This is a genomic window from Nesterenkonia pannonica (assembly GCF_019575955.1).
Taxonomy (GTDB): Bacteria; Actinomycetota; Actinomycetes; order Actinomycetales; family Micrococcaceae; genus Nesterenkonia; species Nesterenkonia pannonica.
The window spans coordinates 947,609-973,789 of record NZ_CP080575.1; the positions used below are offsets into that span (position 1 = coordinate 947,609).

Annotated in this window: 43 protein-coding genes and 2 pseudogenes; 30 read left to right on the forward strand and 15 right to left on the reverse strand. The window is 66.4% G+C overall.

The genetic code is table 11. The annotated features are described in order from the left end of the window. Positions 1–30 precede the first annotated feature (30 nt). The 3 genes from K0H76_RS06955 to K0H76_RS06965 all read left to right on the forward strand — a co-directional run bounded on the left by K0H76_RS06955 (position 31) and on the right by K0H76_RS06965 (position 1,674). Positions 31–501 (forward strand): hypothetical protein, encoded by a 471-nt coding sequence (locus K0H76_RS06955; RefSeq protein ID WP_258934920.1) that lies wholly within the window; start codon positions 31–33, stop codon positions 499–501. Between the two features lie 94 nt (positions 502–595). Beyond that, positions 596–1,006, forward strand: a complete 411-nt coding sequence (locus K0H76_RS06960) for a hypothetical protein (protein ID WP_258934921.1) — start codon at positions 596–598, stop codon at positions 1,004–1,006. Between the two features lie 149 nt (positions 1,007–1,155). Next, positions 1,156–1,674: a hypothetical protein gene (locus K0H76_RS06965; protein WP_258934922.1), complete on the forward strand. Its 519-nt coding sequence runs from the start codon at positions 1,156–1,158 to the stop codon at positions 1,672–1,674. A gap of 554 nt (positions 1,675–2,228) precedes the next feature. On the opposite strand, the gene K0H76_RS06970 is transcribed toward K0H76_RS06965, so the two are convergent. Next, a complete protein-coding gene (locus K0H76_RS06970; RefSeq protein WP_258934923.1) occupies positions 2,229–2,657 on the reverse strand; it encodes a hypothetical protein in 429 nt (142 codons plus the stop codon). Between the two features lie 461 nt (positions 2,658–3,118). Beyond that, positions 3,119–3,580, reverse strand: coding sequence for a serine/threonine-protein phosphatase (locus K0H76_RS06975; protein ID WP_258934924.1), 462 nt, complete (start codon positions 3,578–3,580; stop codon positions 3,119–3,121). Between the two features lie 205 nt (positions 3,581–3,785). On the opposite strand from K0H76_RS06975, the gene K0H76_RS06980 reads away from it, so the two are divergent. Together K0H76_RS06980 and K0H76_RS06985 are read left to right on the forward strand one after the other, a co-directional pair. Beyond that, complete coding sequence (locus tag K0H76_RS06980) at positions 3,786–4,169, forward strand: hypothetical protein (RefSeq protein WP_258934925.1); 384 nt, start codon at positions 3,786–3,788, stop codon at positions 4,167–4,169. 335 nt (positions 4,170–4,504) lie between these two features. After that, a complete protein-coding gene (locus tag K0H76_RS06985) occupies positions 4,505–5,152 on the forward strand; it encodes a hypothetical protein (RefSeq protein ID WP_258934926.1) in 648 nt (215 codons plus the stop codon). A 198-nt stretch (positions 5,153–5,350) separates the two neighbouring features. On the opposite strand, the gene K0H76_RS06990 is transcribed toward K0H76_RS06985, so the two are convergent. Together K0H76_RS06990 and K0H76_RS06995 are read right to left on the reverse strand one after the other, a co-directional pair. Beyond that, positions 5,351–5,737 carry a helix-turn-helix domain-containing protein gene (locus K0H76_RS06990; RefSeq protein ID WP_258934927.1) on the reverse strand — a complete coding sequence of 129 codons (387 nt, stop codon included), beginning with the start codon at positions 5,735–5,737 and terminating at the stop codon, positions 5,351–5,353. Continuing rightward, positions 5,737–6,777: a glycosyltransferase family 2 protein gene (locus K0H76_RS06995; protein WP_258934928.1), complete on the reverse strand. Its 1,041-nt coding sequence runs from the start codon at positions 6,775–6,777 to the stop codon at positions 5,737–5,739. Before K0H76_RS06995 ends, K0H76_RS06990 begins: the two co-directional genes overlap by 1 nt. A 246-nt stretch (positions 6,778–7,023) precedes the next feature. Here K0H76_RS06995 and K0H76_RS07000 point away from each other — a divergent pair, with 246 nt between their 5' ends. Both K0H76_RS07000 and K0H76_RS07005 read left to right on the forward strand, forming a co-directional pair. Further along, the gene (locus K0H76_RS07000) at positions 7,024–8,475 is read left to right on the forward strand and encodes a hypothetical protein (RefSeq protein WP_258934929.1); all 1,452 of its coding nucleotides are present in this window, start codon (positions 7,024–7,026) and stop codon (positions 8,473–8,475) included. Positions 8,476–8,632: 157 nt separating this feature from the next. Then, positions 8,633–8,929: a hypothetical protein gene (locus K0H76_RS07005; protein WP_258934930.1), complete on the forward strand. Its 297-nt coding sequence runs from the start codon at positions 8,633–8,635 to the stop codon at positions 8,927–8,929. A gap of 19 nt (positions 8,930–8,948) precedes the next feature. Here the strand turns inward: K0H76_RS07005 and K0H76_RS07010 are convergent, their stop codons facing one another. The 3 genes from K0H76_RS07010 to K0H76_RS07020 form a co-directional block, all read right to left on the reverse strand. Next, entirely contained in the window at positions 8,949–9,224 is a 276-nt protein-coding gene (locus tag K0H76_RS07010) for a hypothetical protein (protein WP_258934931.1), read from the reverse strand. Between the two features lie 81 nt (positions 9,225–9,305). Next, positions 9,306–9,605: a hypothetical protein gene (locus tag K0H76_RS07015; protein WP_258934932.1), complete on the reverse strand. Its 300-nt coding sequence runs from the start codon at positions 9,603–9,605 to the stop codon at positions 9,306–9,308. A 154-nt stretch (positions 9,606–9,759) separates the two neighbouring features. Continuing rightward, the gene (locus K0H76_RS07020) at positions 9,760–9,972 is read right to left on the reverse strand and encodes a hypothetical protein (RefSeq protein WP_258934933.1); all 213 of its coding nucleotides are present in this window, start codon (positions 9,970–9,972) and stop codon (positions 9,760–9,762) included. Here K0H76_RS07020 and K0H76_RS07025 point away from each other — a divergent pair. The 8 genes from K0H76_RS07025 (at position 9,955) to K0H76_RS07060 (ending at position 13,329) form a co-directional block, all read left to right on the forward strand. Next, positions 9,955–10,455, forward strand: a complete 501-nt coding sequence (locus K0H76_RS07025; RefSeq protein ID WP_258934934.1) for a hypothetical protein — start codon at positions 9,955–9,957, stop codon at positions 10,453–10,455. The genes K0H76_RS07020 and K0H76_RS07025 overlap by 18 nt on opposite strands. Before the next feature lie 8 nt (positions 10,456–10,463). Further along, positions 10,464–10,694 carry a hypothetical protein gene (locus tag K0H76_RS07030; protein ID WP_258934935.1) on the forward strand — a complete coding sequence of 77 codons (231 nt, stop codon included), beginning with the start codon at positions 10,464–10,466 and terminating at the stop codon, positions 10,692–10,694. 4 nt (positions 10,695–10,698) lie between these two features. Beyond that, positions 10,699–11,400: an LCP family protein gene (locus K0H76_RS07035; protein WP_258934936.1), complete on the forward strand. Its 702-nt coding sequence runs from the start codon at positions 10,699–10,701 to the stop codon at positions 11,398–11,400. A 156-nt stretch (positions 11,401–11,556) separates the two neighbouring features. Continuing rightward, positions 11,557–11,778 carry a hypothetical protein gene (locus tag K0H76_RS07040; RefSeq protein WP_258934937.1) on the forward strand — a complete coding sequence of 74 codons (222 nt, stop codon included), beginning with the start codon at positions 11,557–11,559 and terminating at the stop codon, positions 11,776–11,778. Between the two features lie 38 nt (positions 11,779–11,816). Then, positions 11,817–12,275, forward strand: a complete 459-nt coding sequence (locus tag K0H76_RS07045) for a hypothetical protein (protein ID WP_258934938.1) — start codon at positions 11,817–11,819, stop codon at positions 12,273–12,275. After that, the gene (locus tag K0H76_RS07050; RefSeq protein WP_258934939.1) at positions 12,250–12,513 is read left to right on the forward strand and encodes a hypothetical protein; all 264 of its coding nucleotides are present in this window, start codon (positions 12,250–12,252) and stop codon (positions 12,511–12,513) included. The genes K0H76_RS07045 and K0H76_RS07050 overlap by 26 nt, the downstream gene beginning before the upstream one ends. Continuing rightward, positions 12,501–12,821 (forward strand): hypothetical protein, encoded by a 321-nt coding sequence (locus K0H76_RS07055; protein ID WP_258934940.1) that lies wholly within the window; start codon positions 12,501–12,503, stop codon positions 12,819–12,821. Before K0H76_RS07050 ends, K0H76_RS07055 begins: the two co-directional genes overlap by 13 nt. 115 nt (positions 12,822–12,936) lie before the next feature. Further along, positions 12,937–13,329 (forward strand): hypothetical protein, encoded by a 393-nt coding sequence (locus K0H76_RS07060; RefSeq protein WP_258934941.1) that lies wholly within the window; start codon positions 12,937–12,939, stop codon positions 13,327–13,329. A gap of 111 nt (positions 13,330–13,440) precedes the next feature. Here K0H76_RS07060 and K0H76_RS07065 read toward each other — a convergent pair whose 3' ends face one another. Continuing rightward, the gene (locus tag K0H76_RS07065) at positions 13,441–14,145 is read right to left on the reverse strand and encodes a CDP-glycerol glycerophosphotransferase family protein (protein WP_258934942.1); all 705 of its coding nucleotides are present in this window, start codon (positions 14,143–14,145) and stop codon (positions 13,441–13,443) included. Beyond that, positions 14,145–14,537, reverse strand: coding sequence for a hypothetical protein (locus tag K0H76_RS07070; RefSeq protein ID WP_258934943.1), 393 nt, complete (start codon positions 14,535–14,537; stop codon positions 14,145–14,147). Before K0H76_RS07070 ends, K0H76_RS07065 begins: the two co-directional genes overlap by 1 nt. 235 nt (positions 14,538–14,772) lie before the next feature. Between K0H76_RS07070 and K0H76_RS07075 the strand changes: the two are divergent. The 3 genes and pseudogenes from K0H76_RS07075 to K0H76_RS07085 form a co-directional block, all read left to right on the forward strand. Beyond that, a pseudogene (locus tag K0H76_RS07075) lies at positions 14,773–15,138 on the forward strand (insulinase family protein); the annotation flags it as partial. Between the two features lie 137 nt (positions 15,139–15,275). Next, complete coding sequence (locus K0H76_RS07080) at positions 15,276–15,461, forward strand: hypothetical protein (protein WP_258935356.1); 186 nt, start codon at positions 15,276–15,278, stop codon at positions 15,459–15,461. 79 nt (positions 15,462–15,540) lie between these two features. Beyond that, positions 15,541–15,630 (forward strand): insulinase family protein, encoded by a 90-nt coding sequence (locus tag K0H76_RS07085; RefSeq protein WP_258935357.1) that lies wholly within the window; start codon positions 15,541–15,543, stop codon positions 15,628–15,630. Between the two features lie 379 nt (positions 15,631–16,009). Here K0H76_RS07085 and K0H76_RS07090 read toward each other — a convergent pair whose 3' ends face one another. Together K0H76_RS07090 and K0H76_RS07095 are read right to left on the reverse strand one after the other, a co-directional pair. Then, positions 16,010–16,186, reverse strand: coding sequence for a hypothetical protein (locus tag K0H76_RS07090; RefSeq protein ID WP_258934944.1), 177 nt, complete (start codon positions 16,184–16,186; stop codon positions 16,010–16,012). Beyond that, positions 16,143–16,565: a serine/threonine-protein phosphatase gene (locus tag K0H76_RS07095; RefSeq protein ID WP_258934945.1), complete on the reverse strand. Its 423-nt coding sequence runs from the start codon at positions 16,563–16,565 to the stop codon at positions 16,143–16,145. Before K0H76_RS07095 ends, K0H76_RS07090 begins: the two co-directional genes overlap by 44 nt. Before the next feature lie 110 nt (positions 16,566–16,675). Between K0H76_RS07095 and K0H76_RS07100 the strand changes: the two genes are divergently transcribed. Next, the gene (locus K0H76_RS07100) at positions 16,676–16,837 is read left to right on the forward strand and encodes a hypothetical protein (RefSeq protein WP_258934946.1); all 162 of its coding nucleotides are present in this window, start codon (positions 16,676–16,678) and stop codon (positions 16,835–16,837) included. A 22-nt stretch (positions 16,838–16,859) separates the two neighbouring features. On the opposite strand, the gene K0H76_RS07105 is transcribed toward K0H76_RS07100, so the two are convergent. After that, positions 16,860–17,153: a hypothetical protein gene (locus K0H76_RS07105; protein ID WP_258934947.1), complete on the reverse strand. Its 294-nt coding sequence runs from the start codon at positions 17,151–17,153 to the stop codon at positions 16,860–16,862. A 126-nt stretch (positions 17,154–17,279) separates the two neighbouring features. After that, positions 17,280–17,603 carry a hypothetical protein gene (locus tag K0H76_RS07110; protein WP_258934948.1) on the reverse strand — a complete coding sequence of 108 codons (324 nt, stop codon included), beginning with the start codon at positions 17,601–17,603 and terminating at the stop codon, positions 17,280–17,282. 77 nt (positions 17,604–17,680) lie between these two features. Between K0H76_RS07110 and K0H76_RS07115 the strand changes: the two genes are divergently transcribed. Genes K0H76_RS07115 through K0H76_RS07145 form a run of 7 tightly spaced genes read left to right on the forward strand, consistent with a single transcriptional unit; the run spans position 17,681 to position 20,089 of the window. Further along, entirely contained in the window at positions 17,681–18,136 is a 456-nt protein-coding gene (locus K0H76_RS07115; protein WP_258934949.1) for a hypothetical protein, read from the forward strand. Beyond that, the gene (locus K0H76_RS07120) at positions 18,133–18,255 is read left to right on the forward strand and encodes a hypothetical protein (RefSeq protein WP_258935530.1); all 123 of its coding nucleotides are present in this window, start codon (positions 18,133–18,135) and stop codon (positions 18,253–18,255) included. The genes K0H76_RS07115 and K0H76_RS07120 overlap by 4 nt, the downstream gene beginning before the upstream one ends. Then, a complete protein-coding gene (locus tag K0H76_RS07125) occupies positions 18,252–18,776 on the forward strand; it encodes a glycosyltransferase (RefSeq protein WP_258935358.1) in 525 nt (174 codons plus the stop codon). Before K0H76_RS07120 ends, K0H76_RS07125 begins: the two co-directional genes overlap by 4 nt. Then, positions 18,767–19,102: a hypothetical protein gene (locus tag K0H76_RS07130; protein ID WP_258934950.1), complete on the forward strand. Its 336-nt coding sequence runs from the start codon at positions 18,767–18,769 to the stop codon at positions 19,100–19,102. Before K0H76_RS07125 ends, K0H76_RS07130 begins: the two co-directional genes overlap by 10 nt. Beyond that, positions 19,092–19,370 carry a hypothetical protein gene (locus tag K0H76_RS07135; protein ID WP_258934951.1) on the forward strand — a complete coding sequence of 93 codons (279 nt, stop codon included), beginning with the start codon at positions 19,092–19,094 and terminating at the stop codon, positions 19,368–19,370. The genes K0H76_RS07130 and K0H76_RS07135 overlap by 11 nt, the downstream gene beginning before the upstream one ends. A 22-nt stretch (positions 19,371–19,392) precedes the next feature. Then, positions 19,393–19,764, forward strand: coding sequence for a hypothetical protein (locus tag K0H76_RS07140; RefSeq protein WP_258934952.1), 372 nt, complete (start codon positions 19,393–19,395; stop codon positions 19,762–19,764). Positions 19,765–19,801: 37 nt separating this feature from the next. Then, a complete protein-coding gene (locus K0H76_RS07145; protein WP_258934953.1) occupies positions 19,802–20,089 on the forward strand; it encodes a hypothetical protein in 288 nt (95 codons plus the stop codon). Positions 20,090–20,290: 201 nt separating this feature from the next. On the opposite strand, the gene K0H76_RS07150 is transcribed toward K0H76_RS07145, so the two are convergent. After that, positions 20,291–21,334, reverse strand: coding sequence for an acetamidase/formamidase family protein (locus tag K0H76_RS07150; protein WP_258934954.1), 1,044 nt, complete (start codon positions 21,332–21,334; stop codon positions 20,291–20,293). Between the two features lie 149 nt (positions 21,335–21,483). Between K0H76_RS07150 and K0H76_RS07155 the strand changes: the two genes are divergently transcribed. From K0H76_RS07155 to K0H76_RS07165, 3 genes and pseudogenes are all read left to right on the forward strand, one after another. After that, on the forward strand, positions 21,484–21,900 hold the full coding sequence (locus tag K0H76_RS07155; RefSeq protein WP_258934955.1) for a GntR family transcriptional regulator: 417 nt from the start codon (positions 21,484–21,486) through the stop codon (positions 21,898–21,900). A gap of 64 nt (positions 21,901–21,964) precedes the next feature. Beyond that, on the forward strand, positions 21,965–23,761 hold the full coding sequence (locus tag K0H76_RS07160; protein WP_258934956.1) for a tripartite tricarboxylate transporter substrate-binding protein: 1,797 nt from the start codon (positions 21,965–21,967) through the stop codon (positions 23,759–23,761). A 134-nt stretch (positions 23,762–23,895) separates the two neighbouring features. Beyond that, a pseudogene (locus tag K0H76_RS07165) lies at positions 23,896–25,258 on the forward strand (tripartite tricarboxylate transporter permease). A gap of 34 nt (positions 25,259–25,292) precedes the next feature. On the opposite strand, the gene K0H76_RS07170 reads toward K0H76_RS07165, so the two are convergent. Further along, positions 25,293–25,454 (reverse strand): helix-turn-helix domain-containing protein, encoded by a 162-nt coding sequence (locus K0H76_RS07170; protein WP_258934957.1) that lies wholly within the window; start codon positions 25,452–25,454, stop codon positions 25,293–25,295. A 26-nt stretch (positions 25,455–25,480) separates the two neighbouring features. On the opposite strand from K0H76_RS07170, the gene K0H76_RS07175 reads away from it, so the two are divergent. After that, positions 25,481–25,789 (forward strand): hypothetical protein, encoded by a 309-nt coding sequence (locus tag K0H76_RS07175; RefSeq protein WP_258934958.1) that lies wholly within the window; start codon positions 25,481–25,483, stop codon positions 25,787–25,789. The last annotated feature ends 392 nt before the right edge of the window (positions 25,790–26,181 follow it).

Consider the following 26,181-nt stretch of genomic DNA (forward strand, 5'->3'; position numbering starts at 1 on the left):
CGACTTCGTTACGGGCTTCGACCCAAGACGGTGGGAGGCGCGGCGTCGGGGCCCAGGGGCTCGCGTCCGGTCTTGGGCCGCTGGACGGGTGACACCACCGCCGCGTGGCTGCAAGGGGAGGACAATATCTTCAGGGTTTGGCCTACCGATATGAGCGCGGATGTCCGGCTGTACGGAAGTCCCAATTACGTGCTCCAAGCGCTCAACTCCAAACGATTGCTTGCAGCATGGGTCAACTTCCAGGAAGGCGATCTCTCGCGGAAGACCTTCTATCGTTCGATCGACTTCTACGTGCACTATCCGCAGAGATCCGGAGTGCGCGCCGAGGAGCTTCCTATCCTTGAGGCAATGGCGGCAGGCTGCATCCCAGTACTCCTCCTGACTATAGGCCCGTCTATGGTGACGCGGCCCTGTACTCTGAGCCGGACGGTGTACAAGAACTTCTCCGGCGGTATGTGGATGATGACGAAGCGTATGCGCGCCAGTCCCGCCTTGGCGTAGCCTTCGCCCAACAGCAGCATCGCGGAGGTTTCCTTGAACTCATCAGCGAACTGATCGCAGCGGCATCGGACCAGCCACAGGAGGTTTCCGCATCGTGAAGGGGATATCGAAGAATCAACTGGTTTTCTTGGCGGTCATAGCTTTCGGTATAGCGGCGTCCGCCGTATCAGTGCTTCTAGAAGCCTGGCGCATCGCAGCTTTGGCAGCGCTGGGCAGTTTCGGGCTGTTCGTTCTCTTTGTGGCTTTCAGCCTCGCCGCGATGACCAGATCCTCGCAATTGGTGCGCTCTAGGGTCCGTGAGATCTACTCTTTGACCAAGATGGTGCATGCTTCGACCCGGCGCGTGGATAACCGCACAGCAGAACGCTTCAAGACGTTGGAATCCACACAGGACAGGATTGAAGCCGCCGAGCGCAGGCTCCTAGCCACGCTCGAGAGTCAGCGCTTTCAGCTCGAAGACGATATCGCACGCCTTGCAGACGGTACTCAGGCCTCGTCACGCTGACCCGAGGATGTGGGGTTCTAATCTTTCTGCAATGAACCGCGCGATAGCTGTGGGAGCTCGACGAGTATTGTAGGACTCATGCCAGATACTTCGGCGCCCACCGACGTCCCCAGCCTCCGTCATCCCGGTCCACATTTCAGAACAACGCGGTGACACGTTTCATCTCACAGGCGCTATTGGGTGAGGCTGCTCAGGCCAATTATTGGGAAGAGCGCGAACTCCTTGGACATCGCGAGATGATCGCCAAAGATGCAAAACACCTCAGAAGGCTTGCGGTGAAGAAGGTGGTCTCGAGCTTCGTTCTTGAACGTTCGGGAACGATCGTTGGAGGTATCGACGGGCAATACACCACGCTAGTGAGCTACCTCGCTCGAAAAGCAGCAGAGTCTCCCGTGGCAGCCCGCCACCATCTGCAAGCAGCGGAACTTCCGATGCTCGATGGACGAGCATTCCATGCATCGCAGAAGGGCTTGGCCGATCGCTACGTCGCCGAGCGTCCTGGGCCCGTCACTCTGCGCCCCGCTTCGCCCCAAGCAAAACGCGGCATCAGCGTTGCAGTGCGCCCAGGGGCGGAGTTCGAGGAAGCTTGGCGACACGCTGACGAAGCAGTCGCTGACCGCTCCCGAGCGAGCGACAGGTGGCGATCGAGGACTATATGCCAGGCTTGACGATACGAATTTACGTCGTTGGGGAGGAAGCCGTGGCCGCAGTAGTGCGTGTTCCGTTCCACGTGGTCGGAGACGGAGAGTCCACGGTGGGGATCTGCTCGACCGCGAAGTGAGCAGGCGCAAGGAATGCGCCTACTTGAAGGCCCGCATCCCCAGACTGAAGGAGGCGGACCTGGCTCGAGTCGGGGTAGATCGAGAAACTCTCCTTGCCCCAGGAGAGATCCAGCAGCTTACGCGCGGAACGGAGGAGCATAAAGGCGGAAGCATCAGCGTGGACGTTCTGGACACAATGGCTTCAGAACTGGGAGCCCTCGCGGTCAGCGCGACTTGGGCATTCCCTGGGTTAGCCGCCGCGGCCGTTGACATTGTCGCTCCATCACTCGACTCCGCGGAAGCTGGGAGAGTGACCGCCGTGCTGCCCGGGGCGGACATCACTGAGTTTCAATATCCGGCATACGGCCAGCCACGCCGGTGCAGCGTCCCCATGCTCAACCACATGCTTCGTGCGTCCATACGATGAGCGTCTCTGTGCGGGCGGGCGGGGAGTGGGCGTCCTAAGACTCTGACGCCGCCTCGGTGCCCTGGTCGAGAGATTCCCACGCCTCCGGGTCATGCTCAGCGCACCACTGGAACACGGTGCTGGGGTAAATGATCCCTCCGGCCCGCTGACCATCGAAGACCAGCAACGGCCACACCTGCTCCCGCTGATACCACGCGAGGATGTCCTCCAGAGAAGCATCAGGCCGGACCCACCTGCGCAATTCTGGAACGAGGCAGGCCGACCGCTTCCACGTCCATGACTGCGGCTCACGGGCAGCAACGGCCTTCAAGTCCGCCTCGGTGATCACACCGATGGGCTGGGAGGAAAAATTCAGCACCACCACCGCCTCGCTGCCGTCCGCAAGCTTCGACGCTGCTTCCGACAACGACTGAGTCATCCACAGCGTATGACTGATCGGCGAGGCCAGCTCGCACGCCGTCACGGAGGCGCTCTCGGCATGCTCGCGCCGAGGAGGCTCGTCATATTGGGAGGTTGAAGCTGCTGAGGGAGACGAGAGCTCTGTTGCACAGTTTCCTGCCTTACAGATAGATGAAAGCTCCTCTTTGAACTTTCGTTTCATTTTAACGTCTCACGCCCGCCTGTGTAAGGCCTCCACGCGGATGCCCTCGCCTGACCGAAGGCTGGATATTTACAGCGATGTGATTCCGCATGTCAGCGCCTTCTGAGGCGCGGAACCCTGACCTCACAAGGCAGGATGCCTGAAACTGTTTCTTGCTGGCCCTCTGCTCAGCCGCAGCACAAATGCGGCAGAGCGGACCATCTATTTCATTTTTGAAGAGAATCATTGCGTAGTGGCCAGAGTGACCGGCCAGCTTTCTTCCATAAGGAACGAGCGGCGGACCGCCGTCGTCTCAGTGCCGAAATGCCCGAGCTTCTATCGGGCTACGCGTACCGCCGGACCACGATGACCGTGACGTCATCGGGTGCCTTCGCACGTTCGACCCGCTTCATCGTCTCCTCTACCGCCCCGTCCACGCCGCACTCGGCAAGGATTCCATCGATCTGACCCAACGGGTCATCCAGATCCAACAGATCCAGCAGGCCGTCGCTGCACGTCATCAGCGCCTCACCGGGCTCCAGATATGCCGTGCCGACCTGATGAGGCTCACCCATGCTCAGCGCCAAGGGCAGCCCGGTGGAACCGAGATGCTTCCACGTGCCGTCAGCACCGCGGATGAAGCTCAGACTGTGCCCGCCGTCCACATAGCTGATGGTCCCGGTGGTGGTGTCGATATCCGCGCAGAAGAGGGTGGCGAACATGTTGAGATCCCCGACATCCTCCTCCAGCAGCGAATCCACCTCGGCGACGGTCGTCAGCAGCGACCGCTCCGGGGCGGTGCGCATCGAGGCGCGAATGGCTGAGGCGACGATCCCGCACCGATGCCCTTGCCCATCACATCCGCAAGCGTGACCCGCAGCTGACCCTGAGACAGCGACACATCATAGAAGTCACCCGCCACGCTCCCCGCGGGCGCGGAGCCCGCCGTGACAGTGAAGCGGGCAGGCTGAGGCAGCTCACCGGGGAGAGGGCCCGCTGCACCACCGCGGCATGATCGAGCTCCTGTTTATGGGCAAGCTCTATCTGCACCCAGCGGGCGAGATCCTGGAGCAGCTTCCGATCCTCGCCGCTGAGATGCCGCGGCTTGGTGTCCAGCAGACACAGGGCCCCCACATGCTCGCCGCCCGGAGCCTCCAACGGGTGCCCCGCATAGAAGCGGAGGTTCGGATCACCGGTGACGTACTGGCTCTCCACAAAGGGGCCGTCCTGCTGCAGATCCTCAATGATCAGCGAATCGGTGTGGTGAATGGTGGTGCTGCAGAACGCGTCCTCACGGGGACGTCCGTGATGTCCAAACCGATCGAGGACTTGCTCCACTGGCGGTCGCGGTCGATCAGATTCACACTGACCATCGGCACCCCGAAGAGCTCCTGAGCCAGACGGGTGATCCTGTCCACCCGCTCATCCGGGGTGTATCGAGAACGTTCATGGAATCGAGCGCCGCCAGCCGACGTGCTTCATCCGTCATGGTCATCAATCCGCTCATTCCGTTGACATCAACTCGTCAGCCGTTTCGATTCGAGCGTATTACACCGGATCTGTCGGGCTCAGCGGCAGTCCCATCTGCTGGCATACTGGCGTCGATCACAGGCGCGCACTCCGACCCGAGGGACAACTCACCATGCTCGACGAACTCGTCATCATCCCTGCCCGTTACCGATCCTCCCGCCTGCCCGGCAAACCCCTGGTGGACCTCGCTAAGCAGGCCCATGATCATCCGCACCGCCGAACGCTGCTTCGAGGTCGTCGACCGGGACCACGTCGTCGTCGCCACCGATGACGAGCGCATCGCCGAAGCATGCCGGGAGCACAACGTGCGCTACGAGATGACCCGCGATGACCACCCCACCGGCGGCGACCGCGTCGCCGAAGTGGCCGCGCGCATCCCCGCCAAGACCTACATCAACGTCCAAGGCGACGAGCCCGTCTTCAACCCCGAAGACCTGCGCATCATCATTGAGGCCGCCCGCGCCGACCGCACCCGCACCTACATCGGCTACTGCGAGATGACCGAGGAGCAGTGGAAGGACTCGAAGTACATCAAGCTGCTCTTCGGCCAGAACAGGCAGCTCATCTACATCGGCCGGGCCCCGGTGCCCCACGGCCACAGCGGCGAATTCCAGGTCGGCTACCGGCAGGTGTGCGTCTACGCCTACCCGCTGGAGGTCCTCCAGGCTTTCGCCGCCCCGGGGAAGAAGACCCCGCTGGAGGAGATCGAGGACAACGAGGTGATGCGGTTCCTCGAACTCGGGCTGCCCGTCGACGTTCTCGAAATGTCAGAGGACTCCATGCCCGTCGACCGCCCCGACGACGTCCCGCTCGTCACCGCCAGGCTCCACGAGCTCGGGCTCGCCTGACACCCCTAGCCTGCGAATGTGACTGCAGGCCACCCGAAGCGAGCGGTCGTCTGGAGCGCAGGCGCCCGAGGATTCTTGCGACGTGCGACCATCATCGCCAGGTCAGGGCCTCGGCGAACTGCACGAGGGTGCCGGGTTCGCCGCCCCCGCTCAGCCACTCAGAAGCAGAGCGATCGCCGAGCTCGTGGCGCGGGGTGGTCATGAAGTGTTCGACATCTGCCGGGTGGTAGTCGTCCGGAAGGGCGCTGACGACCTTCTCAAGGTGGGGAAGAGCCCCTGGTCGGAGAACTGCCACATTGGGAAAAGATGCTGCCGCCCTGAGCTGTCGGTGCCGGCTGCATACAGCTTGCCCTGCTTCAGGCGCTGCCGAATCGCCCCGTCCGAGACCCCGAGACGCTTGGCCACCTCCTTGGTGGTCAAGGCCGACTCAATTGCCTGTGCGTCAAGAAGCTCAGTGCTGGCCATGACCTCGACCCGGTTCTCGCGAAGCCTCTCAGGCGCGAAATCTGTCTCCGTCGCGTCAGTGTGCTGCAGCAGAAAGTCGCGTTCAGCTCGAGGTATCGGGTCAGGCGAGGAGATGCGCATCAGGCGGAGGCCCCGTCGGCCTTAGCCCGGGCGCGCTCGCGGACCTCCAGGGCCGCACCCTGGACGGTGTGGGCGTCATCGCTGCCCAGCGCCTCAAGCATCATCAGTGCCTCCTCCGTCAGGCCTGACGTGGACGCCTGCACCCCATACAGCACCGTCATGTACCGGGCGTGCTGGGCCAGCTCCAGTGCGAGAGACGGCTCCTGCTTGCGCAGAATCAGGGCGGGCAGCTGATTCTTCAGGAACCGGTTCCAATAATGGACCCGCATCCGCCCCGCCAGCTTGCCCACATCTCCGGCGCCGCCCCTGGCCAGCGCCAGCAGCCCGAACACATCATGGAGGAACCGCAGCTGCTGCACCGCCGTGATCTCCGCCCGAGAGATATTGCCCCGTGAGACCGTGCGCTGCACCTCCGAGGGGTCATCGGCCTCCAAGGTGATGAAGTAGCAGTCCACGTCGTCCACCCGCGACGTCCGCTGCGCATACAGGAACGCCGCCACCATGAACGGGTGATCGTTGCAGTAGATCAGCTGCTCATTGAACCGGTACGGCAGCGACCTCAGGAACTCCGTGCGGAACAGCTTCTGCACATGCAGGCTGTTCAGCCAGCCCGAGTGATACTCGTGCACACGAGTGCCCTGCGCGTCCCGGATGTTCGGCGCCGGACGGTTCACCCCCACATAGTGGCCCGTGACCACCTGGGCATCCCGCACCGCGGCCTCCCTCGTCATCGCCTCCAGCGCCTGCGGGCCCAGATAGTCATCCCCGTCCGCCAGAAACACGAACTCGCCGCGAGCCCGCTCCATGATCAGGTTCCGGCCCCGCGACGGCGTGCCCGTATTGCCTTGGCGATGCACCTCAAAGCCTGCCCAGCTTACCGAATCCGCGAAGGCCTCAGCCGTGTCCGCGGTGCCGTCCGACGAGCCGTCGTCCACCACAATCACCTCGATGTGGCCAGCCCCCAACGACTGCTCCAGGATGCTCTCCAGGCAGCGGGTGATGCGCTCACCCTCGTTGTGCGCGGTGACGCCCACCGTCACCAGAGGCTCGTCCCCGAGACCGCCTTCACAGCGCTGCGGACACGGGAGCGCAGCGCCCGCCGACGCCGCAGCTCATCACGGGCACGGGAGACCTGACGCAGAGACGGAAAAAGAATCATCGCGTGCCATTCTGCACTGTCATGACCGTCCGTACCTGGCAGTAAACTCAGCAGTGATGCTGAAGACACTCGTGATGGGCGCAGAAGTAAGTACGGCGCACCGTGCGCGTCCTCGGACGCATACCCGGTGCCGAGTAAGCCTGGCGCGCGCCGTCATCGCCTCCGCGCGGGCCGTGCCCACCCCGCCCAAGCCGAATTCGCGGGCAAGGACCCCGCCCTGCGACGTCTACACGCCCAAGCCGCCACTGTGCTGTTCGAAGCCAACCCGCGCGGCGCCCAACAGGTGCTGGACCAGCTCGACCTCGCCTCCGCGACCGACGCCGACCAGCTCGAACGCATGGCCGTGCGCTACATGAAGCTCGGCGAATTCGAAGCAGCCCTGGCCATGCGCCAGCGCGCCGCCGCACTCGACCCCACGACCCCGTCGGCACCTCGCCCTGGCCCGCTCCCTGCAGCGCGCCAGCAAAAGGGCCTCACCCGCGACCCCGTCCTGGGACTGCGGCCCGGCGGAGAGCCCCAGGTCGACGAAGCCCGCGAAGCCCTACGAGCCGCCGCCGAGCTGGCGCCCGGGCACCCCGCCGTGCTCCGCGAGCAGGGCGACCTCGAATTCGCCCACGGCGACCAGGATCACGGCCTCGCCCTCCTCGAAGAGGCCGTCGCCGCCAGGCCCACCGCCGCCGGGTACAAAGACCTCGGCCAGCGGTACCGCAAGCCGCAGATCCAACGCCTCGACGACGCCCTCAGCGCCTACGAGAGCTCCCTGCAGCTCAACCCCGCGACGGGCAGGTCTTCCGAGCCGTCGTCACCCTCGGCTGCCGCACCAGCCACGACTGGCCCCGCCTCTGGCGCAGCGCCCTGCTCTACGAACGCTCCCGGGGCTGCGCCTGCCCGGAACCGGCAGCCGACGGCGCAGCCGCCTCACCGCAGAGTTCGCCGACCTCTTCACCGAAGCGCCCATCACACCCGCACGCGCACACAGCGCCGTAGCCCGTCTGGAAGCCACCGGGGAGCGCGCGGCCTACTCTCCTGGCCCACCACCGCGCTCATCACCTACCGGCTGCAGTTCGCCGGGCACCTCACCGCTTACTTCCGGCTGCGCCGCCAGCTCGCCGAACGCACCCGCGAATGGCTCGGCAGCGTCTCCGCAGGCCACGCCTACCACCGGCAGAAGCTCCTCGCCGCCGAGGTCTACCTCGACCGCCTCGACGAGGCCCTCGCCCTCATCGACCCCATGCCCTGGAAGCCTCAGAGCCCCCTGGCCGCCCAGCAGCTGCGCAAGCTCGCCGCCGACGTGCACCTGCTGCGCGGCAGCACCGGCCCCTACCTCGAATACTCCTGCGCCGCCCGCGCCCAGCAGCCCATGCAGGCCGAAGGGGCCGCCGAGCAGCTCGTCGCCGGGAAACGCGTGGCCATCGTCGGCCCCGTCGACACCGGAGACCGACTCGGGAGCTCATCGACAGCTACGACGTCATCGTCCGGCCCCGGTTCGCCCCCGAGTTCGTCCAGCAGCACCAGGACGCCCAAGGCAGCCGCACCGACATCGTCTACCTCAACGACCACGACATCCACGCCTCCGTGACCGCCATGCAGGAGGCCGTAGACGCCGGTCAGCTGCAGCTCGCCGTGGCCCGGCCCAGCAGCATCAGCCGCCACGGCGCGGCCCAGCAGCCCTGGCTGCGGTTCTACCGGCAGGAGTTCGCGCTCTCCCACCACGGCGCACTGCTCGGCATCCCCGCATGGTCTACGACCTCGCCCAGTTCGAGCCCGCCGAGATCGCCGTGTTCAACACCGACCTCTACACCGGCACCGACGCCTTCGCCGTCGGATACCGGGAGGACAAGGACACCGTCTTCGGCCCCGGATCCGCCATGAACGACCTCATCGTCAACCACGACCTGCGATTCGACTTCACCTTCCTGCAGCGGCTGCAGCAGGCTTACCTCCTCACCGCCCACGGGCGCACCGCCGAGGTCCTCAGCCTCACCCCAGATCAATATGTCCGCGCTCTCGAAACCGGAAGCGCCCTGCGATAGGAGAAAGACCATGGCTGTGTCACTGCACGGGCTGCGCGGAAAGATCGCAGGCGCCGCCGTGCTCAAGGGAGCCGTCCGGCGGGCTACTCCTCACCCCGGTCGCCAAAGCGATCAGCACCGTCGCCGACGCTGTAGAGCCCGGCACGGTCGCCGCAGGGAAGCCGAAGCCAGCGGGTCCTACCGCGGGCTCCTCGCCGGCATGCTGCGCGAGGCGCTGCCGGCACCACCCGTCGACCACACCGACGTGATCTTCGACGCCGTCTGCGGACTCATCCCTGGCCCCCGAACGGAACACGTCAGCTACCAGGAGCTCCTGGACCGCGCCGAAGCCCAGCCCACCGTCGGCAACCTGCTCGCCGCCGCCGCTGAGGCCCGCTTACCCTACAACGCAGACTTCACCCGCGCCCTTCAGCTCTACGAAGCCGCCTTCGAGAAGAACCCGCAGGACCTCCGCGCCTACGAAGGCATCCTCAGCACCACCGGACGCACCGACCTGGACTGGCAGCGCGTATGGGAGGCCGCCTCCGCGCTCAAGCCCAAGCGCGGACTCCTCGGCGCCGACTCCCTCTTCTGGGTCCCCATCAACCAGCTCTTCCAGCCGCAGCCGCCCGCCGAAGCGCTGCGCCGGGCCAAGCCCCTGCTGGAGCAGTACCGCCCCCGCGTCATCCGGCTGCACCAGTTGCTCATCGAAACCATCACCGCGCGTCTCCAGTTTCTCGGCGAATTCCGGGCCGCCCAGAGCCTGCGCGCGGCTATGGCCGAGAACAGGGTCCGCGAACTGCGCGGCATCCCGTTGGAATCCCCCTCTGGCTCAAGCACCTCCTCGGCGCCTACGCCCACCTGGACCAGGACGCCCGCCTGCTGCGCACCGCCACCCGCCCGCCCCTGGACACCGGCACCGTACGCGCGGCATCGCCGCCGAAAAGCTGCGCGCCGACGCCGCCCTCTACACCGGCGACCCCTCCCACCTCGTCGCCCACGCGGCCCGCCGACGCGCAGAGCTCACCCTCCCCGGCGACGAGACCATGCACCAGCTCATCCACGGCAAGCGCGTCGCCGTCGTTGGGCCCGCCGCGGCCTCCGACGCCCTCGGAGCGGCCATCGAGGACTACGACATCGTCGTGCGCACCCAGTACAAGCCCCAGACCCTCCGAGGCAGGGCCGGAAAAGTCGGCGAACGCACCGACATCGCCTATTTCCAGACCAAAGACCTCACCGCCGACTGGGACCAGCTCGCCGACACCATCCCCACCAGCGGCGTGAAGCTGGCCGTGGCCCGGCCGCTGATGCACACCGTCCTCTCCGCCGAAGGGCGGCAGGCCCCTGACTGGCTGCGCTTCGCCCGGTTCGAATACGGCCTCTACTTCCGCGGCGCCCCCTGGGCATCCAGCGCATCCTCTACGACCTGCTGCAGTTCGCCCCCGCCGAGATCGGCCTCTTCCACGCCGACTTCTACGCCGGGACCGGCACCTTCACCGCCGGATACCGGCACCAGGAGAACACCTTCGGGCGCCACTCGGCCCTGAACGACCTGGTGATGATGCACGACCTCGGCTACGAGTTCCGGTTCGTCCAGCGCCTCCTCCGCGCCGGGACCATCACCGCCCACGGCACCGCCGCCGAGGTCCTCAGCCTCAGCGAAGACGAATACCTCGGTTACTCGAGAGCGGACCCCTGGCCGCGCTCTCGCCCAACCGGGCCATGCGGCAGTGACCGTTCAGCACCACGAAGGTGCCGTTCACACCAGGTCGTGATGATGCTGTGATCCTTTGACCCCTGCCGTACTCTGGGGCCGTGACGGATCACCTTTTGGACAGCACCCCGCCCCCGAGGAAAGGGGACGGAAGAAGAGCTCCCTCGGCAGACGAGTCCTGCTCGTCACCCTCTCCCTGGCAGCCCTGGTGGTGGTCGGCGGAGCGGCAGCCGTCGCCCTGTACCTCGGCTCCCTGAGCTCCAACTACGAAGAGTCCGTCAACGTCCTCCCCGAGGACCAGACCTTCCCGACGCAGACCGGCCCGAGGCCCCACCGCCGACGACGGCTCAGAGTCCGAGCAGCTGAACATCCTGCTGCTGGGCTCCGACGCAGGAGGCGGCTCCGGCGAGGACGAGAACGTCCCCTGGCTGCCCGACGCCGCCCGCGCCGACAGCATCATGTGGGTCCACGTCCCCACGACCGCGAATCCGTGCAGATCATGTCCATCATGCGCGACACCTGGGTGCCCATCGCCTACCAGAGCGAGGCCAAGATCAACGCCTCCCTGAGCTACGACGGGCCCGAGACCGCCGTCGCCACCCTGGAGAACCTCATCGGCGTGCCGATCGACCACGTCGCCGCCGTCGATATGGAAGGCTTCCAGGGCCTCGTGGAGGCCAAGGACGGGGTCACTGTGAACTCGCCCCAGAGCTTCACCTCCCAGGATGGCTACCACTTCGAAGCTACTCCCAGGAGCTCAGCTCCTCCGAGGCGCTGAGCTTTGTGCGCGAGCGCCAAGCCTTCAGCGACGGCGACTACACCCGAGTGGCCAACCACCAAGCCTTCATGGAAGGCGTTCTCAGCGGCGTCCTCACGCCCCAGAACCTCTCAACCCGGCCCGGGTCCACGACATGGTCACCGGCTTCACCCCCACATGACCGTGGACTCCGAGCTCTCCGAATCCGGGTACATCGCAGACCTCGGCTGGGACATGCGCAGCGTCCGCGCCGGGGACATCACCAGTTTCACCCTCCCCAACAACGGCATCGGCACCGCAGGCTCAGAGTCCATCGTCGTCGCCGACTACGACGCCTTCGACGAAGCCGGCGAGGCCATGCGCGAGGGCACGTTCGAGCAGTACGCCGACCAGCACTGATTGGTTCCCGGCACTGAAGCGCCGTAAGCTGGGGAGTCATGACATCGCCCCAGGACGACGCTGCCGAGCTCGAGGCACTCGCCAGCCATCCGGACACCGACTGGGATGTTCTCCACTGGATCGCTGAGAACTACCCGGAGCTCAGGCCTGCCGTCGCAGCCAACCCAGGCACCTACCAGGAGCTCATCGACGCGCTCGCCTCCCTCGGAGATCCAGAGATCGACTCGGCCATCGCCATGCGCGGCCGCAGCGGCATCAACTCCGGCCGGGCCGCCACAGACCCGCTCGCCGGCATGTTCGACACCTCCCGCCGACTGCCCGCCTACACCGAGCCGGGCTACCAGGATTACGCGCCCTACCCCGCAGCTTACCAGGCGCAGCCCGTCCAGGACGAGTACCTACGAGGAGCCGCCCACACCGCAGCCGGCCGCGTACACGGCCCCTGCTGCCATGCCGCCGGAGCCGGAGCCCGTGCAGCGCACGCCGGCCCAGCCTGAGGCAGCGCCGCCCGCGCCAGCCCAGTCGGAGCCAGCACATTCTGTCCCGGCCGAGGAGGTCGCCTCAGCGCCCGTAGTCCCCAGCGAGCCCGCTGCCGACTACGACGACACCTCCACTCAGGCCTACCCCGCAGTGGCCGCGCAGCCCGCAGCCATCCCGCCTGCACCCCACCAGACCCCGGATACCGGCCGTCGGCTGCCAGACGGCGGCGCTCCATGGTTCCCGTGGCGGCAGTGATCGGCCTCATCGCAGTAGTCGGACTGGGCATCGTCGCAGCCTTCGCGCTGCTCACCGGCGACGAAGACCCCGTCGCCGACGAGCCAGCCCCACCGGCCGAGGAGCAGCCCGTCCAAGACCCCGCCGAGGACGAGGACGACGGTGAGCCCACCCCGCCGGAGGAGGACGACGCCGAACCTGAGGAGGACCAGGTCCTCGAGGCGCAGGCAGCCGTAGCCTCCCTGCCCGAGGACACCAACTGTGAGGCCCAGGAGGACGCCGAGACCTTCGCCGCATGGATCAGCGCCGCCCCGAGGGCGACGGCATGACCGACGAAGACGTCAGCACCGCGCAGGAGTCCCTGGCCGGGCTGCAGGACTCATGCGACGCCGAGCACGCCGGGATGACCGTCGGTGAGCTCCGGGCCGAGGCCCCGACCACCAGATGCTCAACGAGCTCAGCTACGACTGGGTCGACCGAGGCATCGGAGACCGCGGAGCCCAGACCGTCAGCGGCTTCGTCACCCCCGACGGCAACATCGCCTGCGACTTCTCCGACGGTGTCAGCTGCACCGTCTATGACCACCAGTACACCGACGGCTGCGACGGCAATGAGGGCACCACCTACTCCATGACTGTCAACGGCGCCGAGATGGACTGCGACAGCCACGTTGGTGACGCGGGCGATCGGGAGACGATGCCGCACGACGAGATCGGCACCGACGGCTTCATCGAGTGCGCCTCCCTGGACGACCGGGTGAGCTGCTACAGCGCACTCAACCCCGCCGTCGGATTCGAGATCTCAGACATCGGCCACTACACCTACGGCTCCGGCTGAGCCGACTGGCAGGCCCATTCGCAAGCTGAGGGCCAGCCTCTGCTGTAGGCCAGCTGCGCGCCTGGCTGTAGGCCAGACGCGCGTCAGGGGCCGCTCAGGCCCCGTGAAGGCCTAGCTGAGGTTCAGGGCCCGCACGATCCGGTCGGCGCAGCCAGGGCCCTCCTCGGGCAGCTCACCGGAGGGCCCGGTGACGAAGTTCAGGTGACGGGCCCGCCACCGGCTGTAGTCCAGGTGCTTGAGCCGCATCGCCGTGTTGGCCGCCTCCTCCGCGGTGGCGACGATCGGCCCCGGCGATTCCGCCTCGTAGTCCAGCGGGAAGCCGCGCGTGTTCCGGAACTCCTCCAGGTCGTAGGCCCAGAAGATCGTCGGAATGTCCTTCAGCGCAGCCTCGTACACCACCGCCGAATAGTCGGAGATGATCACATCGGCCACCGAGAGCCAGTCCATGATGCCGAACTCGGCGCCGCTGACGGTGCTGCCGTCGTCGGGCACCGGAGTCTTGTCCACCGGGTGCGGGATGATGACCAAGTTGGTGTCCGTGCCGCGGAACTGCTCAGCCAGCTCCTCATAGGGCAGGCCGCGCTTCAGCCGGGATGTGGGCGTGTACAGCACAGTGCGTCCCTCGGCCAGCTCCGGGTGTCGCCTGAGGATCCGCTCCCGACGCTTCTGGCTGCCCTCGTCATCCAGCAGGTAGTCCACCCGGGCCATGCCGAAGGGCTGCACCGACTCCGGCGCAATCTGAAAGGCCTTGGCGAACACCTCAGCGGGCACCGTGCCTACCGCGCACATGAACGTGTAGTTCGCATGCATCCGCATCACCTTCGCCACCGCCGGGTCCGGGCCCTCAGGGTGCCCGCCACCAGGTAGGCGAAGTTCTTGAACCCGCCCATCGCGTGCCAGATCTGCCCCACAGGCAGGCCCTTGCGATGATTGAGCACGCTGACCGGGATGATGTAGCCGTCCACCAGGATGCCCCGGCAGGTGGCCAGGTGGTACATCTCCCGCACCGCGGCGAACAGGTACCCCATGGAAAGCTTCTTGTGCTTGATCACCTTGATCTCATAATCCGGGTGATTCCGCCTGATGGAATCCTTCAGCAGTGCGAAGTCCACCCGAATCTGGCGCAGATCCCTGGTCATCAGCACCACTTTGCGCTGCGTGGGCAGCAGCTTCAGCACCGCGTAGATCATGCGGGCTCCCAGGACCATGATTCCTAGGGCATACGGGAGGACTCGGCGAATAGCTGCATCCTCCCTCAGGGCCTGACAATGAGCGAATATTTATCACGGATACCCTAACTCACCCCGCATTACATCCGGGTAGCTTGGAGGCACTATGCGAATCACCATTCACCCCACCACCGAAGGCGTGCTCAACGACGACGCTTACTCCACCGTCCGCCGCACTGTTCTGCCCTCCGGGGTCAGGGTGCTCACCGAGCAGATGCCTGGCGTGCGCAGCGTGACCATCGGCTACTGGATCGCCGTAGGATCCCGGGACGAGGCCGATCACCAGTACGGCTCCACCCACTTCCTCGAGCACCTGCTGTTCAAAGGCACCCGCACCCGGTCCGCCCTGGACATCGCCGCAGCCTTCGACACCGTCGGCGGGGAGTCCAACGCTATGACCGGCAAAGAATCCACCTGCTACTACGCCCGGGTGCTGGACACCGACCTTCCCATGGCCGCAGAGGTCCTCACCGACCTGGTCACCTCCGCGGTCATCGACCCTGACGAGATGGAGACCGAGCGGGGCGTGATCCTCGAAGAGCTCGCCATGGACGAGGACGACCCCACCGACGTGGTCCACGAGCGCTTCTCCGAGCAGGTGCTCTCCGGGCACCCGCTGGGTTACCCATCGGCGGCACCACCGAAGCGATCCTCGCCGCATCCCGCGACGACGTCATCGACCACTACAGGCGCTGGTACCGGCCCGAGGAGCTGGTCATCACCGCCGCCGGGGGCGTCGACCACGACGAGCTGGTCAGCATGGTCGCCCAGGCGCTCGAGGCCAGCGACTGGGACGTCAGCGGCCGCGGAGAGCCCGCAGCCCGCCGAGTGGGGACGTGCAGACCATCCCGGTGGACGAAGGAGTGGTCAAGCACCGCAAGAGCATCGAGCAGTCACAGGTGATCATCGGCGGCCGCGGGCCCGCCGCCGGAGACGAGGACCGCTTCGCCCTGTCGCTGATGCACGCCATCCTCGGGGAGGGATGTCGTCGCGGCTGTTCCAGGAGGTCCGTGAGCGGCGCGGACTCGCCTACAACACCTACAGCTTCTCCGCGCCCTACACCGACGCTTAGCTACTACGGCCTCTACGCAGGGTGCATGCCGGAGAAGGTCGACACCGTCACCCAGGTGATGATGGAGCAGCTGGAGCGGATCGCCTCCCAGCCGGTCACCTCCGAGGAGCTCACACGCGCCAAGGGCCAGCTGCGCGGAGGCACGGTGCTCGGCATGGAGGACACCGCCTCACGGATGCAGCGGCTCGGAAAGGCTGAGCTGGTGCGCGGGGAGTTCGTCGACATCTCCGACTCGCTCGCCGAGATCGACGCCGTCACCGCCGATGACATCACTCGAGTGGCCCGTCGCCTGGCAGAGAGCCCCGGGCCACCACCATCATCGGCCCGTGAGTAAGCTGCGGCGTCGTCGTTCAGACCTGCGAGGGTCCTTGTGCCCTGCTCAGGCGTCCCGCCGCACGACGGCGACCGTGACGTCGTCGGGCGCCTTCATGCGTTCGGTCAGCCGCAGCGTCTCCTCGACCGCTCCGTCGACGCCGAACTCGGTGAGGACCGCATCGACCTGCCCGAAAGGATCATCCAGATCCAACAGGTCCAGCACACCGTCGCTGCAGATCATCAGCGCATCCCCGGGTTCCAGATGCACCGTGCCCACGTGATGCGGATCCCCATGCGCATGGCGAGGGCAGCCCGGTGGAGTCCAAGTGCTTCCAGCTGCCGTCCGCGCGACGGATGAAGCTCAGGCTGTGCCCGCCGTCGACATAGCTGACAGTGCCGGTGGTGGTGTCGACGTCGGCGCAGAAGAGGGTGGCGAACATGTTGAGCTCCCCGATGTCCTGCTCCAGCAGCTCGTCGATCTCCGAGACCGTGGCCAGCAGCGAACGGTCCGGGGCGGTGCGCATCGATGCGCGAATGGCTGAGGCGACGATCCCGGCACCGATGCCCTTGCCCATCACATCCGCAAGAGTGACTCGAAGCTGACCCTGGCGCAGAGCCACATCATAGAAGTCGCCTGCCACGCTCCCAGTAAACGCGGAGCTTACCGTGACGGTGAAGCCAGCGGGCTGGGGCAGCTGGGCGGGGAGAGGGCCCGCTGCACCACAGCGGCATGGTCCAGCTCCTGCTTGTGGGCAAGCTCTGTCTGAACCCAGCGGGCAAGGTCCCGGAACAGTGTCCGGTCATCCTCGCTGAGGCGCCGCGGCTTGGTGTCCAGCAGGCACAGGGCTCCGACGTGCTCTCCGCCCGGAGCCTCCAGGGGTGCCCGGCATAGAAGCGCAGGTTCGGGTCACCGGTCACGTACTGGCTCTGGCTGAAGGGGCCGTTCTGCTGCAGATCCTCAATGATGAGGGAGTCGGAGTGGTAGATGGTCGTGCTGCAGAAGGCCTCCTCGCGGGGACGTTCGTGACGTCCAAGCCGACCGAGGATTTGCTCCACTGCCGGTCCCTGTCGATCAGATTCACGCTGACCATCGGCACTCCGAAGATCTCCTGGGCCAGCCGGGTGATCCTGTCCACCCGCTCATCCGGCGGGGTGTAGAGAACGTTCAGCGAGTCGAGCGCCGCCTGTCGGCGCGCCTCATCGATCATGACCTGAAATCCTGTTCACAGTGGGCATCATTACATATTCCCATTCGATGGTAGTGCACCACGTCAAATAGACCCAGGGGTATAGAATTGCAAAGTCCTAAGTGTGCCGACACGATGGTCCCTTCCTCACAAAGGCCTTGCGTGTCGAGCTTCTAAGCCGCATTCGACGTATGAGTGCCGTGCGGGCGCGTGGGCGCCCGAGATGGTGAGGAATTCTGAGTGGAGCGTCCTGCCCCGGCCGAGGGTGTCACCCCGGCCGCCGTCGACCGTGCCTATGCGCAGCAGTTGGGCCTCGATGCCCTGATCCATCAGCAATGGATCCCCCTGCTCCATCGCGAAGCGCATTCCGCGCCCGGGGACTCTGAGGGCGTCCGGCACATCGCCGCGACCTCCTCGATGACGCGACGCCGTCTCCACGCGCTCCACACCGAGGACGGCGAGCGCATCCACGTGCACGAAGTGCCCCGGACGAGCTGACGTCGCTGCTCCTGGAGGCCTTCGGCGAGGAGATCGCAGACGATGCGGCCATGGCGCTGCACCGGGCGAACCCGGTGGCCTCCGCCCGGACGGTCTTCACCCGCGCTCAGGTGATCGGGCTGACCCTGACGGTGATCACTGTGCTGGTGTGCCTGATCCTGTGGCCCTCCATCACGATGGGAGCGCTCATCGCAGCAGTAAGCGTCGTCTTCCTCGGCTCCACCCTCTTCAAGTTCAGGGTGGCCACACGCGGCGCCGACCACGACATCACCAGCTTCGTCAGCGCCCCCGAGCCGCCGGAGATCCCCGACGAGGACCTGCCGATGTACACGGTGCTGGTGCCTGTCTACCGCGAGGAGAACATCGTCGCGCAGCTGGTGCGCAACCTCGGCGGCATCGACTACCCGCAGGACAAGCTCGAAGTCTTCATCCTCGTGGAGGCGGAGGATGACGCCACCCGCAACGCGGTGCTGGAATCCAACCCGCGGCCCACTTCCACATCATGACGGTGCCCGACGGCATGCCCCGCACCAAGCCGCGGGCATGCAACGTGGGCCTGCGCTTCGCCCGCGGCGAGTTCCTCGTGATCTACGACGCCGAAGACACCCCGAGCCGGACCAGCTGAAGAAGGCCGTCGCGGCCTTCCGCCAGGCCGACAGCAGCACCGTGGTGCTCCAGGCCGCCCTGAACTACTTCAACGCCCGCGAAAACATGCTGACCCGCATGTTCACCCTGGAGTACAACTACTGGTTCTACTACATGCTCCCGGGCCTGGACGCCGCGGGGCTGCCCATCCCGCTGGGCGGCACGTCGAACCACTTCCGCACCTCCGCCCTGCGGGAGCTCGGCGGCTGGGACCCGCACAACGTCACCGAGGACGCCGACCTCGGGATCCGCGCCTCCGCCCTGGGGTACCGGGTGGGAGTGATCAGCTCCACCACCATGGAGGAGGCCAACACCTCGGTGCCGAACTTCATTCGCCAGCGCAGCCGGTGGATCAAGGGCTACATGCAGACCGTGCTCGTCCACGCGCGACGCCCGGCAGCCCTGATGAAGGAAGTGGGCCCCGTCGCGTTCTTCTCCTTCCTGCTGCTCATCGGCGGCACCCCGCCACTTTCCTCCTGGTGCTGCCGTTCATGGCCGTGACCGCCGTGGCCGTGCTCTTCCCGGAGCTGATCGGCCTGCTGGACCTGCCGGTGTGGCTGCTGGGGCTGGGCATGGTTAACTTCTTCGTCGGCTCAGCGCTGATGGTGCACCTGACGATGATGGGCCCCTACCGGCGCGGCACCTTCACCATGGTCCCGTGGGCGCTGCTCAACCCGCTCTACTGGGTGCTGCATTCCATCGCGTCCTACAAGGCGCTGTGGCAGCTGCTCACACGCCCGCACTACTGGGAGAAGACAGCCCACGGGCTGACCCAGGAGACCCACGCGGACGCTGAGCCCGCGCAGGAGGCCAACCATGTCAGCTGAAGCCCCCGAGCGGAGCACCAGCGCCCCCGCCGACCGTCGCATCGTCCCGAAGCGGACCCCGCGGCTCTTCTGGCGGAACCGAGCCATCGATCTGGCCTTGGCCTCACCGCTGCTGCTTGCCGTGCTGCTCCTGAACCCCCACAAGCTGACCATGGGCACCATCAACCAGCAGCTGGTCGCCGAGGTGCACGCCGCCGTCGATGAGGGCGGCCTGACCCAGCCTAGTAAGCCTGATCCCTCGAGTCCTGGTCACGCTGCTGCCGCATGATCATGCGTACGTCATCCTTGCGGTGCTGGGCTGCCTGCTCGCCGGGCGGCTCCTGCACTATCTTCTGGCCGCCCTGTGGCGGGAGAGCGTCGCCGTCTCGGTCACCACCGCCTGTCTTCTCACCATTGCCGCCAGCCCGCTGTTCGCCTTCATCGCCCTGACCAACTTCCCGCTGATCCTCGCCATGACCCTGTTCGCGATGTCCGTCGTCGGTGCCATGCGCATGGCCATGTGGAACGACACCCGTGCCGGGTTCAACAGCTTAGCGCCACACTGCTGCTGGCCGTGCTCAGCCACCCGCTGGCCCTGGTCTGCGCTGCCGTGCTGGCCGTGTCCATGCCGTTCCTTCCCCACGCGCGGGGTGAGCAGGACGGCGTCCACAGAGCGAACATGACCGTCATGCTGTTCCCGGTCCTCGCCGCGACCCTGATGTGGGTCGTCTTCGAGGTGCTGTTCTTCGGCCTGGGGAGACCTGGGCCCTCTACACCTCATTCCTGCAGGGCGCCAGCGAGCGTGCGTCCTGGCTGGTCAGTGTGGCTCAGGAGTCCGCGGGCCTCGTCATCTTCGGACCCTTCCTGGCCGGGCTGCTGCTGTGGCCGGTGCTCCGCCACGGCGGAGTGCCGATAGGAAGCGGACTGGTGCTCACCGTCGTCATGGGAAGCTACATCCTCGGGGTGATCTCCTGGCGGACACCGGATCGACGTTCATGGTCACCATGATCATCGGCATCGTGTTCTTCCCCGGCCTCGGACCGCCTGGTCAAAGGCGGGGATGGTGCTGGTCATGATGCTGCTGCTGGCCGCCACATGGTGGGGAAGCTGGCAGCACGAGGTGATGAACGAATGGCTGACCGTCGCCTTCAGCCTCTGAGGCGGGTAGGCTGACCCTCTACACCCAGGCCGACCAGTCCGCCTTGCGGATCATGCAGTGGATGCCCTTGACTCCGTCCACCACCTGGCTGACCTCGAAGTCCGCACCCGCCGACAGGTACGCCATCGCCATCGCCTGCGGGACCCCAGCCGCTGGTGAAGGAACTCGATCGCGCTGCGCGTCGCATTCTGCATCGCCAGATTCAGATCCTCGTCCATCCCTGACGGGATCCAATGGGTCGGGGTCTCGATCACCGGCCCCACCGCACCGCCTACCGTCTCACCGCGGCGCTCGCCGGGAATCACGCTCAGGCGCATCGTCGCCCGCAGTGAGGCCTCCAGGGCGGTCAGGGCGACCTCCCCGTTGCCCTGGGCGAAGTGCGGGTCCCCGGTGAAGAACAGTGCCCCCTCGGTGAGCACCGGAAGGTAGACCGTGGTGCCGACCACCGCATGCTTGATGTCCATATTGCCGCCGAACTCGCCCGGCGGCTGGGTCCGCAGGGGCTCCGCCGCTGCCGGGGCGGTGCCCATCATGCCCATGAACGGGGCCAGCGGAAACCGGACCGTCCGGCCCTCGCCCGCATCCAGGAACCCGTGCTCCACACCCTCGTGGTCACCGGTCCAGCTGAAGAGGCTCACATTGCCTTCAGCCTGGGGGTACTCGCCCGGCAGTGCGCCCAACCCGTGCCTGTTGCTGATCACCCCATACGGGACCCGAGGGGTCAGCTCCTCGATGTCCACCCGCAGCAGGTCGCCCGGCTTCGCGCCCTCCACGCGGATCGGACCGGTCACCACATGAGGCCCCGGGGCCTCGCCGGTGCGTTCCGCGCGGGCGGCGACGTCCACCGCATCCTGCAGCACCTCCTGCACCTCGTACTGGCCGAAGAAGCGCTCCGGGTCCTGTCCCTGATCCGGAAGGATCCCCTCGTGCGAGAGCGTGTCGACGGTGACCGAGGCGCCGGAGGAGACCTCGAGAACCGGGTCTGAGGCGGAGGTGGGAAGCCACCCCCACTGGGCGGTGTCCGGCGAGGTGGGCAGGTAGTGCTCACCGGGGATGGGTCCGGTGCCGGGGTGAAGAACGGGGCGGTGGCTCATGGCTCTCCTCACAGAGCGGGGGCAACTGTTGAATGCTGAATGTCAGCACGTTGTTTGTGCAGGTGGGGCGCTTCTTTAACCATTTGGAACGATCCAAGATACGTGGCTGTAACACGCAATCCTTAGTGTCTTCACCTATGTATACATCAATGTCCACAGATGGGCATAACGTCGATATCGCCGCTCCCGGCACCGGAGGCTCCGCAGCCGACAAGGTCTACTACGGGCTGCGCGAAGACATCCGCGCAAGCAGCGTCTACCCCTGGGACCGCATGACCGAGAAGACCGTCGCCGCGCACTTCGGCGTCTCCCGGACCCCTGTGCGAGAGGCCGTCGGACGCCTCGCCGCCGAGGGGCTGCTGCAGCGGCACTCCGACGGCTTCGGACTGGTGCTGCCGAGTGCCGAGACCATCAGCGGCCTCTACGAAGCCCGCCTGGCCATCGAGCTGCAGGGCATCCGCAGAGTGGCTGAGGGCGAGGCGAGTACGACGGTCCGCGCCTGCAGCGGCAGCAGGCCCGGTGGGAGAAGGTCGTCGCCGAACCGTAAACCGCCGAACCCTGGCTGACGGCCTGGGATGAGGAGTTCCACCGCGAGATCCTCGCCGCCTCCGGGGAGCGGCACTGGTCGATGTGCTCAGCCACATCAACGACCGCATCCGTGCCCTGCGCATGTACGGCTACATCGCCCTCGAGCAGCTCGTCTCCTCAGCCCGGGACCACCTGAAGGTCCTGGAAGCGCTGAATTCCGGCGACTACGCCGCAGCCCAGACGGCCCTGGAGGAGCACATCGTCTCCACCCGCAACGACTCGCTCGCACGGGCCCTCCAAGGCTCCGGGGCGGCTTACTTCACACGCCGGACCCCAGCCTGGTCACCCCGAGCCCTCACACCGCACACCCACAGAGTTCGCACCCGAATCAGAATGAGGAGAAGAACCGATGAAGAAGACAGCACCCTGATCTCAGCCGCCGCCATCACCGGGCTGGTCGTCTCGGCCTGCGGCGACGGCGGAGCCGCATCCAGCCGGCGAGCCGGAGGAGGACTTCCCCTCCAGCGACATCGAAATGGTCATCCCCTACCCGCCCGGGGAGGCTCCGACGTGCTCTTCCGCCTCATGGCCGAGTACGCCTCCGAGGAGCTGCCGGTGACCATCACCCCCTCCAACGTCGAGGGCGCCTCCGCCACGGTGGGATCCCGCCAGGTCATGGACTCCGACCCCGACGGCTACACCATCCTGGGGTCGCACCAGGTGGTCGCCGCGGCGTACCACAACGACATCGTCGACTACGGCTTCGACGCCTTCGACCCCATCGCCCTGGGAACCGTCACCCCGCACCTGCCCTCAGTCTCCGCGGACTTCGCCGAGGAGCACGGCATCGAGGACCTCCAGGACTTCCTCGACCACGTGGAGGCCAACCCCAACACCGTGAACTGGGGCTTCACCACCGGCTCCGAGGACCACTACTCCATCGCCGCCGTCCTCGACGCCGCAGGCCTGGACACCGGCATCCTCAACTATGTCGACTACGACGGCACCGGCCCGCAGTACGCCGGGCTCGTCGCCGGGGAGATCGACGGCATGACCGGCGACTACGCCTCCGCCGAGGGCTACATCGAAGACGGCGACCTCATGCCCCTGGGCATCGTCGCCGAGGAGCGCGACGAGAACCTGCCGGACCTGCCCACTGTGGCCGAGCAGGGCGTGGACTATGAGCTCACGGTCGACCGCGGCTTCTTCGCCCCCGAAGGCACCCCGGAGGAGCACATCGAGATCATTGCCGAGGCCATCGAGACCGCCGTGAACAACCCCGAGTTCCAGGAGGACGTCGAGAACCTCGGCTCCTACTCCGACTACCTCGGCCCAGAGGACTACCAGGCGCACCTCGACGAGGCTCGACGAGGCCATGGCAGGGCTGTCCGACCAGATGCAGGAGTTCTGAGCCGACGTGGCAGACCGAGTATTCGCCCTGGTGCTGATGGTGCTGGTGGCCGCCTTCTGGACAGAGTCCGGGCAGCTCCGCCCGCGTCCGGGGGCGCAGCCGTGGTAGGCGTTCATGCCGCGGGTCATCCTGGCCGCCCTGTTCGCCCTGGCGGTGCTCATGCTCATCCGCAGCTTCACCAAGGCGGAGGACGCCGTGCGGTTCACCGGGATCGCAGGCTTCCTCCGCCTCCACTGGCGGGTGTAAGCGCTGCTGGCCGCCATCGGCGCCTACATCGCACTGATGGACGCACTGGGATTCGTCCTGGCATCGATCATCTTCCTGCTGGGCTCATTCGCCCTGCTGATCCGCGAGCGCACCCGCGGCATCCTCATCGCCGCGCTCCTGCTGGCCGTGGGGCTGCCCTTCGGGCTGTCCTGGCTCTTCGAAACCGCCCTGCGCACGTTCCTGCCCTAGGGGAAACACATGGATATCGCCAACATTCTTGAGGCCGTTACGAGCTGGCCCAGCCGATGGTGCTGCTGACCATCTTCTTCGGCGTCTTCTTCGGCATCGTGGTAGCTCCATCCCGGGGTTCACGTTCACGATGGCGCTGGTGCTGGCCTTCCCCTTCACCTTTGCCATGGGCCCCGTCCAAGGGCTGGCGCTGATGATCGGCATCTACATCGGCGGCCTCTCCGGCGGCCTGATCGCCGGAACCCTGCTGGGCATACCCGGCACACCGTCGTCGGTGGTGACCATCTTCGACGGCTTCCCCATGACTAAGAACGGCGAGCCCGCCCGAGCACTGGGCATCGGCATCGCCGCCAGCGTCATCGGCACCATCCTCGGCGCCATCGTGCTCTTCCTGCTCGGGCCGGTGATCGGACGGCTGACCCTGAACTTCGGCCCCTGGGAGATCTTCTCCCTGGTCCTGTTCGCACTGACCCTGGTGGCCGGGCTCTCCGGAAAGCACCTGGTCAAGGGGCTCATCGCCGGGTGCCTGGGCCTGCTGGTGGCGATGGTGGGCGTGGCCCCCACCGGGCAGCTGCGCTTCAACTTCGACAACCCCAGCTCTCAGGCGGCCTCGACGTCATCCCGGTGCTGATCGGACTCTTCGCCATCTCCCAGCTGCTCATCAACGTGGAGGAATCGCGGATCGACTCCCGCTCAGCAGCCGGGCACATCGCCAAGATACGAGTGCCGGTGCGCACCGTGGCCAAAGACATCTGGCGGGAGAAGCGCAACGTGGGCCGATCCTCCATGATCGGCACCTTCGTCGGCACCCTCCCGCGGTAAGCGCCGAATCAGCGAACTTCATCAGCTACGACCGGGCCAAGAAGGCCGAGAAGCGAGACCCCGACGGCTACGGCAAAGGCCACCCGGGCGGGGTGGTCGCCTCCGAGGCCTCCAACTCTTCCGTGGCCGGAGGAGCGTTCATCCCCACCATCAGCCTCGGCATCCCCGGCGACGTGGCTCAAGCCATCATGATGGGCGCGCTCATCCTCCATGGCATCGCGCCCGGGCCCGGGCTGTTCGACCGGGAGCCGGTCCTGGTGAACTCGATATACCTCTCCATCATCATCGCCGCCGTCAGGGTGCTGATCATCCAGACCCTGCTGCTGCCGTTCCTGGCCCGAGTCACCATGGTGCCCAAAGCCGTCCTGGTGCCCTGTGTGCTGGTGCTGACCGCGGTGGGCGCCTTCGCGCTGAACAACCGCATCTTCGACATGTGGGTGGTGCTCGTCTTCGGAGTGATCGGCTACATCCTCGTCAAGCTCTCGGTGCCGCTGCCTCCGGTGATCCTGGGTCTCATCCTCGGCGGGACCCTGGAGGAGTCCATGCTGCGGGCCCTGCAGATCGGAGATCCCAGCGAGTTCCTCACCCGGCCCATCTCCGCAGCGTTTCTCCTGCTGGCCGTCGCATCCATCGGCTGGGCGGTCTACCGCAGCATCCGGCAGACCTCACGGCAGCCGACCGGCTACGAAACCCAGTCCACCGGGTGAGCGCGCTCCGGGCGGACCTGGCGCCCTCAGCCCGTCAGTGAGGAGCCGGACCGCTTGGCCCCGCAGGTGCGGAGCCGAATGCCCGTCGGTAGGCGCGGCTGAACGTCGCCGGGTCGCTGAACCCGCAGGCGAAGGCCGCATCCGTCACCCCGGCGCCGTCCTGCAGCAGTGCCCGCCCCTTCTGCAGCCGGGCCATGCGGATCTCCCGGGCGGGGAGGTCTGGTGCTCACGGAAGGCGGCCTGCAGGGTGCGCAGCGAGACCCCAGCCTGGCGGGCCAGGCGCTCGGGGTCAGCAGCGGGTCAGAGCAGGCCTGGCGCACGTACTCCACCAGATCGTCGAAGGCGACGGACGCCGACCCCGGGCATCGTGGGGCGCCTTCCGGGTCCGGCGTGAAGGTCAGCAGCCGGTGGTCCGAGTCGCGCAGCTGCGTGATCCTCCACCGCACGTGCACCATCCGGCCGCGCCGGTCCACGAAATCCTCAGAGTGGCTGCGGTGCACCGTGCCGGAGGTGGTGATGATGGGGCACTGATGGATCGGATACGGGAGCCGTCAGGGCGCCGCGAATGCAGCGCCTCGTGGCTGCACCGGCCGATGAGCTGACCCTCGCTGCTGTATCCCAGCACCGAGGCGGCCGCCTCATTGACCAGAGTGACTGCACCGTCCGGGCCGATCACCCACATGGGAGTGGGGAGGCGTCGATGACGGGTCTGAGGAGTCCGGCGGTACCGGGGCTCATGGCGGTCCTGCTCCTTTGTCGGATGAGGAGGGTCCTATGGCATCCTGCGCTGATCCTAGGCGACGCATGTTTCACGCGGCCTACACCCATGTTTCAATAATGTTTCTGCGCAAAATGACGGATAACTCTGCGCAGAATGCCTTGGGGTGCTGCGGTAATTCTCCATAGATTCGAGGAGTCGTCGG